Here is a 14119-nt window from a genome sequence, read left to right as displayed (position 1 = left end):
TTAGGTTTAATTTAAAATAATTCATGTTAAATTAACCTTAAGTCGGACAAGGGTCGATTTGGGGGAAAAAATTAGAAAACAATGAGCCTAGAAATTAAAGTCCCAGCGGTGGGAGAATCTATCACTGAAGTTACAATTGGTCAGTGGTTCAAAAAAGATGGTGACTATGTCGAGATGGACGAAGTCATCTGTGAACTAGAATCAGATAAAGCTACTTTTGAATTGACAGCTGAAGCTGCGGGTGTATTGACTACCAAGGCTGGAGAAGGCGACACATTGGAAATCGGTGCTGTGATATGTGAGATCAATACAGATGGTCAAGCTGGTGCTGAGATCGAAAAGTCAGACGCTGGCAGTGATAAGCCAAAAGAAAGCAAAAGTAAGGGTGGTGGAGCTACTGGAGAGGTAAAAGAGATGATTGTACCTACAGTAGGAGAGTCTATTACTGAAGTGACTTTGGCCAATTGGCTAAAGGCAGATGGCGATTATGTAGAGCTAGATGAGATCATCGCTGAGGTGGATTCTGACAAAGCGACATTTGAGCTTCCTGCTGAGGCAAATGGTATCTTGAGACATGTAGCTCAAGAAGGAGATACTTTAGAAATCGGTGGCTTGATATGCAAAATCGAAGTAACCGAAGGAGGAGCGCCTGCTTCTTCTGAAAGTTCGTCTGATTCCGCTTCCTCGACAAAAAATGAAAGTAGCAGCTCATCTGATAAAGATACTTACGCTACTGGACATGCATCTCCAGCGGCAGCAAAGATTTTGGCAGAAAAAGGTTTAGATCCAAAGGATGTCAAAGGAACAGGTAAGGATGGAAGAATCACCAAAGAAGATGCTGAAAAGGCGGAGAAACCTGCTCCAAAGCCAGCTGCTAAACCTGCTGAAAGCAAAAAAGAAGAGAAGTCTGAATCCGCTCCTAAAGTGGCTGGATCAAGAGATAGCAGAAGAGAGAAAATGACCTCTCTTAGAAAAACTGTTTCCAGAAGATTGGTAGCTGTGAAAAATGAGACAGCCATGCTTACCACATTCAATGAGGTGAACATGGGCCCAATCATGGAGCTAAGAAAGAAATTCAAAGACCAGTTCAAAGAGAAACATGGTGTCAACCTAGGATTCATGTCATTCTTTACCAAAGCGGTATGTGTAGCCCTACAAGAGTGGCCAGCAGTCAATGCACAAATAGATGGCAACGAGATCGTTTACAATGATTTCTGTGATATTTCTATCGCTGTATCTGCACCAAAAGGATTGGTTGTACCAGTGATCAGAAATGCAGAAGCGATGAGTTTCGAGCAGATCGAAAAAGAAGTGGTAAGACTGGCAACCAAAGCTAGAGATAACAAGTTGTCTATTGAAGAAATGACCGGTGGTACATTTACATTGACCAATGGTGGAATCTTTGGCTCCATGATGTCTACACCGATCATCAATGCCCCGCAGTCCGCTATCCTAGGGATGCACAATATCGTCGAAAGACCAATGGCAGTCAATGGAGAAGTGAAAATCCTTCCAATGATGTACCTAGCACTGTCATATGATCACAGAATCATCGACGGCAGAGAATCCGTAAGCTTCCTGGTAAGGGTAAAACAACTCCTTGAAGACCCGACAAGATTGTTGTTTGGAGTATAAAAAAGGATGAATTTTGAAGGTAGAGGGATGAATAACCCTTTACCTTTTTCTATAAAATCAAGTTTTAAATTGGCGAGCTTGAGGTCTTGCTTCTTGTATCTCGCATCTAATATCTAAAAAAATGTACGACGTAATCGTAATTGGCTCCGGCCCGGGAGGATATGTGGCAGCTATCAGAGCAGCACAGTTGGGCATGAAAACAGCGATTGTGGAGAAATACCCTACACTGGGAGGTACTTGCCTCAACGTAGGTTGTATTCCTTCCAAAGCGCTACTTGATTCATCTGAGCATTATCACAATGCTGCCCATACTTTCAAAACACACGGGATCAACCTTAGCAGCCTTAAGGTAGACTTGAAGCAAATGATCTCCAGAAAGGACGATGTGGTCAAGCAAAATGTAGAAGGTATCCAATACCTTATGAAGAAGAACAAAATCGATGTGCATCAAGGATTAGGATCTTTCGTAGACAAGTCTACTGTGAAAGTGACTAAGGATGATGGTTCTTCAGAGCAAATACAGGGCAAAAACATCATCATCGCCACAGGTTCAAAGCCCTCTACCCTACCTTTTATCAAATTGGACAAAAAGAGAGTCATTACTTCTACAGAAGCATTGAATCTTAAAGAAATCCCTAAAAACCTTATCGTAATCGGTGGAGGTGTGATAGGTATGGAGCTTGGGTCAGTCTATGGAAGAATGGGTGCTAAAGTGTCTGTGGTAGAGTACATGGATTCTTTGATCCCGACTATGGACAAGACCATGGGCAAGGAATTGCAGAAGTCATTGAAGAAGCTTGGTTTTGACTTTTACCTGAAGCACAAAGTAGTAGAAGTAGAAAACAAAGGCAAAGAAGTCATCGTCAAAGCCGAAAATGCAAAGGGTGAAACTGTAGAGCTTAAGGCAGATTATGTTTTGGTATCTATTGGAAGAAGGCCATATACCGATGGCTTGAATGCTGAAGCAGCTGGCATCAAGGTAAATGACAAAGGGCAAGTAGAGGTGGATGATCACTTGCGAACCAATGTATCTAATATCTACGCCATAGGTGATGTGGTGAAAGGCGCAATGCTTGCACATAAAGCTGAGGAAGAAGGGACATTTGTAGCGGAAGTGATAGCGGGACAAAAGCCACACATCAATTACAACTTGATCCCTGGAGTAGTGTATACCTGGCCGGAAGTGGCAGCCGTAGGCTACACAGAGGAGCAGCTGAAGGAGAAAGGTATCAAGTTCAAGGCTGGAAAATTCCCATTTATGGCTTCAGGAAGAGCTAGGGCTTCTATGGACACAGATGGCTTGGTCAAAGTACTCGCTGACGCAGAGACGGATGAAATCTTGGGTGTACACATGATAGGACCTAGAGTAGCTGACATGATTGCAGAAGCTGTGGTAGCGATGGAGTTCAGGGCATCGGCAGAAGACATCTCTAGAATGTCCCATGCCCACCCGACCTACACTGAAGCTTTTAAAGAAGCATGTTTGGCAGCTACGGACAACAGGGCACTGCATATTTAACAGTGGGTAGCATCTCGCAAAGAGCGCTGAGGAGCAGAGGACGCTAGATAGATTAGTATTCAATAATTTGTCAGCTATGTTGGCGTTTTTAGGTTACGAAATCGGTTAAAGTAAAAGATCTTTCCCAATCCCTAAAAAAAGGGTTCGAATATATAAATAAAAGGCTGTCTCATAAATTGGGACAGCTTTTTTTATGGCACCCACCCCATGGTCTGTGTCTCACAGACCATCACTTCCTCCCCGTGTTCTGTGTCCCCACAGAACACTTGCCAAGTAATCCTTTTTCCCATGGTTTGTTTCCTCACAGGCCATAATATGGAACTACCCATCCCATGGTCTGTGTCTCACAGATCATAATATGGAACCACCCTCCCCCATGGCCTGTGTCACCACAGAACACTTAGCAATTACTCCCCCGTGATTAGCCTCTTCACAAACCACTAAATTAAACCCGCATCTATTTCCCCTCCAGAATTACCGAATAATCATATATCCATTGAATTTTTATTCATCGATACCAAAAAAATAGAATATTCTGATCTTCATAATAGATGTAAAATTAAATTTTTAATTGTGGGAGAGGGGAAATAATTAGGTGAAATATTATTTCGTTTTTAAATCTTGAAAATGTTTAATTGGTTTTAAAACTGTAGCTTACTACCATATAGCTTTTTGGAATTATGAAATTTCAAATCTATACTTGCTCTACAATGCTTTTTATTTTTAATCGATCTATTCATTATTTAAATGGTAAGTTATGCGAAGTTTTAGGAATGAGTTTATTATTGAAATTAGTTTTTGTTTATCTCTAATTGAGATGCCTGCAAGATAAGTTTGAAATTTATCAACAAGAATCAGAGGGTGTTGAAACCTGACATATTAAGCTACTTGTCAAGCTGAGTGAAAATTCATATTGGAGATAATATTATTTTCCAGATTCCACTAGGGTTAGAGAAAATCCAAGAAGGTTAACATTTTAATTTTATTTATATGAAAAGGGACATTTTTCCTCAAGCCATTATTCAACAATCATTAGAAGTTTATGATGCACGGATTAGTGTGAGTTCGAAGACTATATATCTTTTAGTCTTAGGTATTTTGTTCACAGCATTGATTGCATTGCCATTGATCTATGTCGATGTGGCTGTGCAGGCTAGAGGTACTATGCAATCAGCCTTGCAAAGGAATTCTTTAAATAGCTCAGTTGGAGGAAGGATAGATTTCTGGAACCTGAAAGAAAACCAAAAGGTCAAAAAGGGAGAAGTCTTAGCCTTGGTCAGGGGGGAGGTTTTGAATTTGGAGATGCAGGGAGTGGAGGAAAGATTGACTGTTTTGGACGAATTTATCTCTGATCTACATAAGCTTCTGCAATTGGACCTTTCGAATTACAACATGGAGCCAGTAGCCCTGAGGTCAAAATTCTATCAAGCCTCAATACTCGAATACCAAACTAAATTCCAAAATCAAGACGCAGCAGTCCAAAAACTGGAGAGAGATTTCGAAAGGGCACAAACACTTTTTGATGCAAAAGCATTGGCTTTCGCTGATTATGACATAGCTGATGTACAATACAAGCAAGCTAAATCACAGCTTGATCTAATCAGGAAACAGCAAAGGAATTTATGGGAGCAGGATCTTGTCAACTATCAAAATGAAAAAATTCGCCTTACCAATCAAAAAAGTGTTTTTTCTGAACAAATGGATCAATATAGAATTATCGCAGGTACCAATGGGACATTGATCAATGTGTTGAATTTAAATGAAGGAGACTTTGTCCAGCCTCAACAAAAAATAGCAGAAATCTCTCCTGACACTACTCTATTGGCTGTTTCATATATCTCACCTATGGATATTGCATTTATTGAAATTGGTCAGGAGGTGACTTTTCAGATTGATGCATACAATTACAATCAGTGGGGAATAGCTACAGGAAAGGTAGTTGAAGTAGCTGATGACTTATCTTTATTTAATGAAAGGGAGGCTGGGTTTTTAGTTACCTGCCTATTGGATTCTCCTTTCTTGACTTTGCCCAATGGGCATGAAGGTCAAGTAAAAAAGGGAATGACCTACAATGCCAGATTTGTGGTTGCTCGTAGATCGTTGTTTCAGCTCTTGTATGATAAGGTCGACAATTGGATCAATCCACAAGTTCAAAGTTTAAATTAATTTTTTGCAACAATGGGAATAAAAATTAAACAAAGGGATATTACAGATTGCGGGGCGGCATGTTTGGCCTCGGTAGCCTCACATTACAACTTGGAAATGCCTGTGGCCAAAATCCGACAAATGGCATCAACTGATCAAAAAGGTACCAATATTTTAGGGCTTATAGAGGCGGCGACCAAAATGGGATTTTCCGCGAAAGGGGTCAGAGGTGATTTTGATGCATTGAAAGATGTGCCCATGCCTGTGATTGCCCATGTGATCGTGAAGAAAGTATTGCATCATTTTGTAGTCCTTTACCAAGTAAATGATAAGACTGTAGAGTATATGGACCCTGGAGACGGACAGATGCATAAGGTCGATCCAGATGCTTTCAAAGAAATGTGGACTGGAGTATTGGTGCTGTTGATGCCCAATGATGAGTTCAAAGCCATCAGCGAAAAAGTAAGCACCTGGAGTAGGTTTTGGTACTTAGTCAGACCACATAAAGGAGTGATGATACAGTCCTTGGTTGGAGCGGTAATCTATACAATATTGGGTTTGTCGACATCCATCTATGTCCAAAAGATAATTGACCATGTATTTATAGGTAGAAATACCAACTTGTTGAATTTATTGTCCGTCGTAATGATCATCTTGCTTTTGTTGCAAGTGGTGATTGGCGTGTACAAGACACTATTCATTATCAAAGTAGGACAGCGGATTGATGGACGATTGATTCTAGGATATTATAAACATCTACTTACATTACCGCAGCGATTTTTCGACACCATGCGTGTGGGAGAAATCATCTCTAGGGTCAATGATGCCGTGAAAATCAGGGCTTTTATCAATGATGTGTCGATAGGATTTCTAGTGAATATCTTTATTGTCCTGTTTTCATTTGCCTTGATGTTTACTTTTTATTGGAAATTGGCTTTGGTGATGTTATTGGTGATACCACTCTACACGATAATATATTGGATTACTAACAGGTTAAACAAAAAAATTGAGCGAAGGCTAATGGAAGAGTCGGCAGAGTTAGAGTCTCAATTGGTAGAATCCATCACTTCGGCTGGTACGATCAAGAGATTTGGAGCTGAAGAACACGCAAACATCAAAACAGAAATCAGGTTTGTTTCCTTACTTAGAATAGTTTACCAGTCTGGATTAAACAATATTTTCTCTGGAACCTCTTCGGAAGTAATTTCAAGACTCTTTACCATCATTTTGCTTTGGGTTGGTGCAGGTTATGTGTTGAAAAATGAAATCACACCTGGAGAACTGATGTCTTTCTATGCCCTGACAGGATACCTGACTGGTCCTGTTTCCAGCTTGATCGGCATGAACAGAACCATTCAGAATGCCTTAATTGCAGCAGATAGGCTTTTTGAGATTATGGACTTGGAGGTGGAGAGTTCAGCCGATACCTTCCCAATCAAAAAGGAGAATGTAAGCGACATTATGTTCAAGAATGTTAAATTTAGGTATGGTTCACGAGCCAATGTATTTGAAGACCTTAACCTTACTTTTCAGAAAGGAAAAATCTCGGGTGTAGTAGGGGAGAGTGGCTCGGGTAAGAGTACACTTGTATCCCTGCTCCAAAATATTTACCCACTCCAATCAGGCAATATCCATATTGGGGAGCATGACATCAAGTTTATTAATAATTCCAGTTTGAGGCAAATCGTCTCCGTGGTTCCACAGCGCATAGATCTCTTTGCAGGTAATGTGCTAGAAAACATTGCTTTGGGGGATTACCAACCTGATATGCAGAAGATAATAGGAATCTGCCAGAAGTTAGGTATGATGGATTTTATAGAAAACCTTCCCAATGGCTTTGGGACATACCTGGGGGAAAATGGAGCATCGCTTTCTGGAGGTCAAAAGCAGCGTATAGCCATAGCTAGGGCACTTTATAGAGATCCCGAAATTTTGATTTTAGATGAAGCCACTGCTTCACTCGACCCTGGATCAGAGCAGTTTGTACAGCAGACTATCCGAATGCTTGCTACAGAAGGCAAGACCATTATCTTCATTACCCACAGGCTTGCGGCAGTGCAGGATTTTGACAGATTGTATGTTTTGGACAAAGGAAAACTAATAGAAGAAGGAACACATACAGAGTTGCTTGCCAAAGAAGGCAAGTACTACGACATGATCCGGAAGCAATTGGTGTTGCTGTAGCGATGAAAGCTTAACGCTTAACGCTTAACAATTAACCTTTCTAACCAATACCTAAACTAACAATACCATGGAATTAATAAGAAAAATTGAGAGATTAGAGTTGCTGATAAAATTAGTCAAGGAGCAGCGTACAGGGAGTCCTGATCAATTTGCACAGCGATTGGGGATGAGTAGAGCTAAGTTATACTTAGTACTAGAAGAATTAAGAGATGAAGGTGTTGAGATTGGGTTTTGTAAAAAAGTAAGATCATTTTGTTTTAAAAGTGGGGAAATTACTTTTAAATTTTCATGGGAAATTGTTACTGATGAAGAATTACAGAATTTGGATGGAGGATTTGGCAAAATCCAACCATTTAATGTTTTTGGAATCAACTATGTGTTTTACTATATTCAGAAAAACTAAACAAATTCTAATTTATCATATTTTGAAAGATTATAATCATTTATTCAAACTCAAGACTGTTATACTTTTGCGAAGTAACTGTGAGTTAAAAAGCAAGGGTATTTTAATGTTGTAGTTAATGTTTTGAAGAAATCTAGGATTCAGTAAAATGCAATTTCAATTAAGAGTGGTTTTAGGTGTTTAAGTTAAAACTTTAAAGAATCTAATATTTTAGACTATTAAGCTATAATTTTACCTTAGCCTATTTTATAGGAATAATTAAATTTATAACTCTTAAACAAAAAAAGATGGTAAAGTCAAATCTAACAGAATTAAGTTTAAAAGAATTAGTTGATATTCAAGGAGGCCATTGGCTTACAAAAGCAATTAAATATGTAAGAACAGGACTAGAGGTTATAGGTGCTTATGAACTCTATAGTGAATTTAAAGAAGGTTGGGATTCAGTAGAATGTGGGTGTGATCAATAATAATTTATATTTTCTGGAAACTTAAAGTATTTTAAGTTTCCAGTTTTTAAATACTTATGAAAAACAAGGAGCTGGCAAAAAAATTGAAACTGTTAATTTTTATCTTTTTAGTACATTTTGCAATTAATAGATTATCTGGGTATTTTGTTAGTCAAATTGTGGATATTGATGAGCTTTTCCCTGTTTCAATTGATGAAAATGACATTGTAAACGACATTTTCTTCATATTTTTATTTTTTGGGATATTAATACCTACAATAGAGGAAATATCATTTAGATTATGGATAAATAGAAGTTTTAAATTTGTATTAACATCTACAGTCATATTGCTAGCCTATTCATTAATAACTTCGAGTAATTATGTTATAATTTCATTGACAGTTTGTTTTTTTGTGGGGCATGTTTTGGTTTGGAAGTATTTTGGTGAAAATAAGATAATTCAAAATCTAGTTTTAATTTTTCATGCTTTATTGTTTGCTGGAATTCATTTGGAAAATTATCAGGTAAATGATCTGATTAACTATTATTATTGTATTCCTGCATTGATCCTGCCTCAATTTGTGTTGGGGATTATTGCTTTTTATTTAGCAACCAAATATGGGTTTAAATACTCACTTATTTACCATATTGCATATAATTCTATACTAATAATTGAAGAATATTTAATACTGGTTAATGCCTAATACTTTAAGTAGATTTTTTTCTTTTCTAAAATCCCCTTCTTTGGAAAGAGATAAGTTTTGTAAATATGATTATTTTAAATTATTATTATTTAAAATTTCAATATTATGTTTTTTTATTGTATTTATTGAAGTGTTCTCCTTAGATTTCGAAGATGAAGATTTTGACTATAACTTGTTCAAAAAAGATATATTTATCATTTTATTTGGCGGGGCAATATTATTCCCATTATACGAGGAAATTCTTTTTAGATTTTATTTATCGAACAAAAGAGGGACATTTATATTCCCTATACTTTTTTCATGCGTGAATATTTTTTTTGCTGTAGAAGAAGGCTTCATGGCTAAAATTATTTTTTATTCCATGTATCTTTTGTATATTTTGTATTTATTCTTTGCTTTCAGTAATATTAAAATGAATCTAAAAATTGCGGTTTTTGGTTCATCTTTATTTTTTTCAGTTGCACATGTTTTTAACTATAATTTAGAATCTTTGAATTTTCTAGATGGGTTGAAAATATTGCTTGCCGTTTTTCCTCAACTTGTTGGAGGACTTTTGCTCTGTTATGTTAGAATAAAGTATGGTCTTTTTTACTCGTTTTCGTTTCATGCCATTTGGAATTTTATTTTGTTGATAGTGCTAATTTTTATTATGAAATTTATTGAAATCTAAAAATTTAGACGTTGATACATTTATTTAGTGATGTATTAAAAACTTAACTTCTAAATGAAATAAAAATGGAAAATTCAAACAATTATCTTTTGGAAACACTTACTTTCGAAGAAATCAAAACTATTTCTGGAGGTGGGGTAAGAGAGTGGGGAGCCAAAGCGAAAGAATGGTATTGTTCAGTTAGAGATTTCTTTAGTGGAGGGCCAGACTCTATACCACAAATACCAAATGAGTTATGTAATGAATGTTCTTTTGTTTAAATTGTAACTTAAAACCACAAACCTTCCAGATTTTACTTATATACAATGTTTGTTAGAAACGAATGAATGAAATCTGGAAGGTTTTTTCTAAAGATCAACCTATTGTAGAAATTGGGTTGGTTGTAATAAAAAATTATAGGCAATCGACTAATGGTGGAAATAATCAAAAATCCACTCATTGGTAAAACTAAGAGAAATTTTTTTCAATTTTCTTATTTGGTCTGCGTCCTCACAGACCAATCAAATCTAAAATCCATCCCTCCAAAGCAAAATTTTCCTCATAGTGCAAAGGCTTTAATTTATCTCGCTCCCCTGATTTACAAGAGTGAGATTTGGGAAAGCCCGATGCCCAGGAAAGGTTGGGGAAAAATGAAAATTTATTTAGATTTCAGAACATTAAAAAGAACAACTTAAGAAAGTGCTTATTGAGTGAGGGGCAATGATCAATTAAATTGATTTAAAATAACTCGGAATGGGAGCCGACCCTGACTAATACAATTTCCATGAGATCATCATCTTGTTCCCAAATAATCAGTAAATCGGGCAAGGCGTGACATTCCCAACAATTCACATAATCTCCAATTAGTTTGTGTGGTCGTTTCTTTTGGGGGATAGATTCATGTCCGTTATCAGATAATTCTATTATTGTCCGCTGAATTGCTTCCAAGTGTTTTTTTCGATGCATAAATTTTTTGTAATCTTTTTTGAACTTACTTGATGGGTAAACCTTATATCTGCTCATTTTGCTAGATCTTCGAACAATTTGTTCATATCTGTATACCCTTTCAGATTAGCTCTTTCTTTCTGGGCTTCTTCAATGGATTTTTTTGTTTCTTCATTTGGTTCTCTGAATCCAGAAGCTTTTGCCAGCAATGTTTCGATCAGGTTATTCACACTCCTATTTTCTTCTTTTGCCAATGCCTCTAAATGCTTATCTAAAGTCGTTTTGATTCTTACTGACCTTGATTTTCTTTCTGATTTTGTATTCATAATGATATCACTTATATATTATTTGTAATACATAAATTTAAGCTTTTCAGTTCATTAAACAATGGAGTTTTTGATTGGTTTGGTTCTGAGTTATATCAGGCTTAATTACGGGATTAACTGGGCAATATTTCCATGGGGTGTACAATGCTATCTTAATCATCCCAGCGGTATATTTTTATGAAGTTTGAGCCTGTAACATCGTCCATCCCTACGGGACTTTAGCCGATTCGCTAGTTTTATAGTTCTCCGTGGGTTGAAACCCGTCGTTAAGATGTTTGTCGTGCCTGCCCGGATGCCCGGTCGGACGGGCCGCTGGTACTGAAAAGTAGGAATGTTGACTGGAAGGGGGATTTGCTAATAGCTCTGTAGGAGCGACCGAGATCCATGTAATGGATTGAAATCGATTACATGGAGATTGTGATGATTCCAAGAAGTCTTGTAGGAACGAGCGATATGGTTTGATGAACTCACTTCCTTGGTCTGTGTCCCCACAGACAAACCATAACCCATTGTTCTCATTCCCCGTGTTCTGTGTCCCCACAGAACACTTACCAATTACTCCTCTTTCCCGGTCTGCGTCCCCACAGACCAATCAATTCTTTCAAGTTCAAGTACCCACAGCCCAATTCAAACTATCTCACACTTCAAGATAATCTACCTAAAATGCTGGAACTTCAAACAACGCAATCCCAGGCTCTGCGTCTGTAGTTATTCCATACAGTTGTTTTAAATCTTCGGTGACTGCGAGGCTTCTGATGGAGGTGTCTAGATTTAATTTGGCTATCAGTTGACCATCCAATGAAAACACATAAACGGTTTTTGCGACCTCGCCAGTAGATTTGATTTTGTTTTCACTGATGCCTCCATACAATGCGAAAATATGTGTATTTGTAACCGCAACATCTCTGAAATGATAGGGGCTTGACAAATCCCAATGAGCAGAGAGACCTGAGGGCTCTGATATAAGTTCGAAAGCAGTATGTTCTTTTGGGTTCAAATAGATTGATTTGACATCACCACTTTTCCTTGTAAGTATGTCAATTCTATTGGTAAACATATTGGCTACCACATAGTGAGATTTAGATGGGTTTGTTCCCAACCAGCCCATGTTAATTTGAGATAGGTTGTAGTTGTCTAGTGCCTTATTTTTGGAAAAATTCTCTAAAGCACCATATCCAGCAATAGAGTCACCCTTGGTGTCAAACTCAACCAACCTAGAAGAAGCATCTACTGTCAAAGCCAAAAAGGAAGCGTCTGTATATTGTAATAATGAATAGGCTTTGAAAAATTCACCTTTCTGCTTGAGTTGATCCTCAGCGAATAGTTCGGATAAGACAGAGAATTTGCTGATCTTTTTGTCTATGGCACTATAAACGAAAAACGAGTCAGAACCTTCATCAAGCCACAATTCTGATGTATCTGTGACTTCACCTGGACCAAATCCTATCGAACCAATTGATTTGATATACGACAATTTAGAGCGATCAAGCAGGTGAATAGGAGGATTTGAGCTGTCTATGGATGGACTTTCTAAAACAAATAGGTATGCTGAATTTATCCTAATTTTATCTGGATTGACAATTTTTGGATAGTTAGTCTTTGTAGAGATTAAGTCTACTTCAAGAACCTTTTCTATGTCTGAGTTACAAGAAAATAGGTAAGAAGAAATTACCAAAAAGACTAGAGTATACTTCATGTCGGTTTAAAATTGTATCTATTAACTAATGGTTATTGCGAGAGAGACTGAGTCATTATGCAAATTTTATTCAATACATATGGAAACACTTTGCTGACGTAGCCTTGTTTTTTTACAATTTACACTTCTCTTAAGTTTTGTTGTTTTAAATATATATATTAGTTGTGAAAGATAGGTTGATCCCAAGTTGTTCCATTAAATCTTTTTATCTCTAAATAAAATATCTAAGTTTTGAAAAGTATTCTAAAAAGTTTTAAGTCAAATATATTAATTTTTGTCCTACTTTTTTCAGTTTTTGGATGTACTATTTCAAAAGATGAAGGTCAAAAACAGTTAAATTATACTGTGGAGGAAATAATTAAAATTGAACTGGATAGCATCACTAACCCAATCAATTATCGTGTTCAGTTAATAGAGACTGACTCAGGAAATCTTTTAGCTACTATGGCTAGGACACCATTTGGGATCAATTTTTATAATTTGGATTTAAAGACCAAAATTCATCATTTAGAGCTTTCAGCTGATGGAATTAATAAAGTAGGGGTTACAAATGGATTTCATGTTCAAAGTAAAGACTCTATTTTTATAACCTCTATCGCTGCACAGATATCTTTACTTGACTTCGCTGGAAATAAATTAAGAGATGTAAGGATTGATGGTTCTAGTCAGTATATTCAATCAATTTCCTCAAAAAATTACCGTCCCTTGGTAATTGAGAATCAAAAAATTTATGGTGCTTATCCTTTTGTTACACAACACTGGGAAACGCCACCCAAAGATATTTCAAAATTTCAGCATTTGTTTGAATATGATTTAAATAGCTCTAAGATTAGATGGCTTGATTATGCTTTACCAGAAGGATTTTGGGATCAAGGTATATTCTCACCAGAATTCAGCTTGGTATCAAAGGGAGACTCAATAATTACCTTGTTTTCAAGAGACTTAAAATTGAATGTTTTCTCAAAGTCCAAAAATAAAATTATTGATGTAAAAGAACTTAAGATACCTGGTGATATCAGTTTTGCGAGATTTAAAAGAAGACCAGCTGGGAATGAGGGAATTTTGAAGGAGCTAGGCACGGAGGTAATTAAAGGTTTTATTTTTGATAAATACAGAGAGCGATTTATTGTTATTCTTGAGCTTCGCATTGATCCAGAGCAACATTCAATGAGCTTGTTGGAATTGTATTCAAGCAGACCAGATTTCAAACTCGTAGTTTTGGACTCAAATTTTGAATATGTTGGAGAAGCGTTGTTTAAAAATTACGAGGCTGATCAAAATGAAATTTTCGTAGGTAAAGAGGGACTGTATGTGTCAGTGAATAATCAAAATCATTATAATTTTGATGAAAACTTCTTAGTTTATAAGCGAATTGATTTTGAAGAGGTAGGAAAATAAAGATAAAATCTCCCCCCTTGGTCTGTGTCCCAACAGACCAACCAAAACTCCAACCCCCTTAGTCTGTGT

At 36.8% G+C, this 14119-nt stretch carries 13 protein-coding genes; 10 read left to right on the top strand and 3 right to left on the bottom strand.

Annotated elements, in window-relative coordinates; translation table 11 throughout:
* The first annotated feature begins 81 nt into the window (after positions 1–81).
* The 9 genes from odhB (at position 82) to MM214_RS05425 (ending at position 9966) form a co-directional block, all read left to right on the top strand.
* Positions 82–1635, top strand: coding sequence for a 2-oxoglutarate dehydrogenase complex dihydrolipoyllysine-residue succinyltransferase (odhB, locus tag MM214_RS05465; protein WP_241292925.1), 1554 nt, complete (start codon positions 82–84; stop codon positions 1633–1635).
* A gap of 121 nt (positions 1636–1756) precedes the next feature.
* Positions 1757–3154, top strand: coding sequence for a dihydrolipoyl dehydrogenase (gene lpdA, locus MM214_RS05460; protein ID WP_241292923.1), 1398 nt, complete (start codon positions 1757–1759; stop codon positions 3152–3154).
* 990 nt (positions 3155–4144) lie between these two features.
* A complete protein-coding gene (locus MM214_RS05455; protein ID WP_241292921.1) occupies positions 4145–5320 on the top strand; it encodes an HlyD family secretion protein in 1176 nt (391 codons plus the stop codon).
* A gap of 12 nt (positions 5321–5332) precedes the next feature.
* Positions 5333–7483: a peptidase domain-containing ABC transporter gene (locus tag MM214_RS05450; RefSeq protein WP_241292919.1), complete on the top strand. Its 2151-nt coding sequence runs from the start codon at positions 5333–5335 to the stop codon at positions 7481–7483.
* 67 nt (positions 7484–7550) lie between these two features.
* Positions 7551–7886: a DNA-binding protein gene (locus MM214_RS05445; protein WP_241292917.1), complete on the top strand. Its 336-nt coding sequence runs from the start codon at positions 7551–7553 to the stop codon at positions 7884–7886.
* Positions 7887–8173: 287 nt separating this feature from the next.
* A complete protein-coding gene (locus MM214_RS05440) occupies positions 8174–8353 on the top strand; it encodes a hypothetical protein (RefSeq protein WP_241292916.1) in 180 nt (59 codons plus the stop codon).
* A gap of 56 nt (positions 8354–8409) precedes the next feature.
* Entirely contained in the window at positions 8410–9036 is a 627-nt protein-coding gene (locus MM214_RS05435) for a CPBP family glutamic-type intramembrane protease (protein ID WP_241292914.1), read from the top strand.
* 40 nt (positions 9037–9076) lie between these two features.
* A complete protein-coding gene (locus tag MM214_RS05430; protein WP_241292912.1) occupies positions 9077–9706 on the top strand; it encodes a CPBP family glutamic-type intramembrane protease in 630 nt (209 codons plus the stop codon).
* A gap of 65 nt (positions 9707–9771) precedes the next feature.
* The gene (locus MM214_RS05425; protein WP_241292902.1) at positions 9772–9966 is read left to right on the top strand and encodes a hypothetical protein; all 195 of its coding nucleotides are present in this window, start codon (positions 9772–9774) and stop codon (positions 9964–9966) included.
* Between the two features lie 457 nt (positions 9967–10423).
* On the opposite strand, the gene MM214_RS19120 is transcribed toward MM214_RS05425, so the two are convergent.
* The 3 genes from MM214_RS19120 to MM214_RS05415 all read right to left on the bottom strand — a co-directional run bounded on the left by MM214_RS19120 (position 10424) and on the right by MM214_RS05415 (position 12652).
* Positions 10424–10708: a type II toxin-antitoxin system YafQ family toxin gene (locus MM214_RS19120; protein WP_353959774.1), complete on the bottom strand. Its 285-nt coding sequence runs from the start codon at positions 10706–10708 to the stop codon at positions 10424–10426.
* Positions 10705–10956 (bottom strand): hypothetical protein, encoded by a 252-nt coding sequence (locus MM214_RS05420; protein ID WP_241292900.1) that lies wholly within the window; start codon positions 10954–10956, stop codon positions 10705–10707. Before MM214_RS05420 ends, MM214_RS19120 begins: the two co-directional genes overlap by 4 nt.
* Positions 10957–11614: 658 nt before the next feature.
* Positions 11615–12652 (bottom strand): BF3164 family lipoprotein, encoded by a 1038-nt coding sequence (locus tag MM214_RS05415; protein ID WP_241292898.1) that lies wholly within the window; start codon positions 12650–12652, stop codon positions 11615–11617.
* Between the two features lie 345 nt (positions 12653–12997).
* Here MM214_RS05415 and MM214_RS05410 point away from each other — a divergent pair, with 345 nt between their 5' ends.
* Complete coding sequence (locus MM214_RS05410; protein WP_241292896.1) at positions 12998–14050, top strand: DUF4221 family protein; 1053 nt, start codon at positions 12998–13000, stop codon at positions 14048–14050.
* Positions 14051–14119 lie beyond the last annotated feature (69 nt).

Origin of the sequence: Belliella kenyensis, assembly GCF_022549675.1 — a bacterium.
Taxonomy (GTDB): Bacteria; Bacteroidota; Bacteroidia; order Cytophagales; family Cyclobacteriaceae; genus Belliella; species Belliella kenyensis.
Note: the sequence above shows the minus strand (reverse complement) of the source record. Positions and strands in the feature narration are given on the sequence as shown.

What these genes read in the sequence shown, in the direction of transcription:
- MM214_RS19120 (WP_353959774.1), bottom strand. Translation starts at nt 10,708, where the DNA reads ATGAGCAGATATAAGGTTTACCCATCAAGTAAGTTCAAAAAAGATTAC.
- MM214_RS05435 (WP_241292914.1), top strand. Translation starts at nt 8,410, where the DNA reads ATGAAAAACAAGGAGCTGGCAAAAAAATTGAAACTGTTAATTTTTATC.
- odhB (WP_241292925.1), top strand. Translation starts at nt 82, where the DNA reads ATGAGCCTAGAAATTAAAGTCCCAGCGGTGGGAGAATCTATCACTGAA.
- MM214_RS05420 (WP_241292900.1), bottom strand. Translation starts at nt 10,956, where the DNA reads ATGAATACAAAATCAGAAAGAAAATCAAGGTCAGTAAGAATCAAAACG.
- lpdA (WP_241292923.1), top strand. Translation starts at nt 1,757, where the DNA reads ATGTACGACGTAATCGTAATTGGCTCCGGCCCGGGAGGATATGTGGCA.
- MM214_RS05440 (WP_241292916.1), top strand. Translation starts at nt 8,174, where the DNA reads ATGGTAAAGTCAAATCTAACAGAATTAAGTTTAAAAGAATTAGTTGAT.
- MM214_RS05445 (WP_241292917.1), top strand. Translation starts at nt 7,551, where the DNA reads ATGGAATTAATAAGAAAAATTGAGAGATTAGAGTTGCTGATAAAATTA.
- MM214_RS05450 (WP_241292919.1), top strand. Translation starts at nt 5,333, where the DNA reads ATGGGAATAAAAATTAAACAAAGGGATATTACAGATTGCGGGGCGGCA.
- MM214_RS05455 (WP_241292921.1), top strand. Translation starts at nt 4,145, where the DNA reads ATGAAAAGGGACATTTTTCCTCAAGCCATTATTCAACAATCATTAGAA.
- MM214_RS05415 (WP_241292898.1), bottom strand. Translation starts at nt 12,652, where the DNA reads ATGAAGTATACTCTAGTCTTTTTGGTAATTTCTTCTTACCTATTTTCT.
- MM214_RS05425 (WP_241292902.1), top strand. Translation starts at nt 9,772, where the DNA reads ATGGAAAATTCAAACAATTATCTTTTGGAAACACTTACTTTCGAAGAA.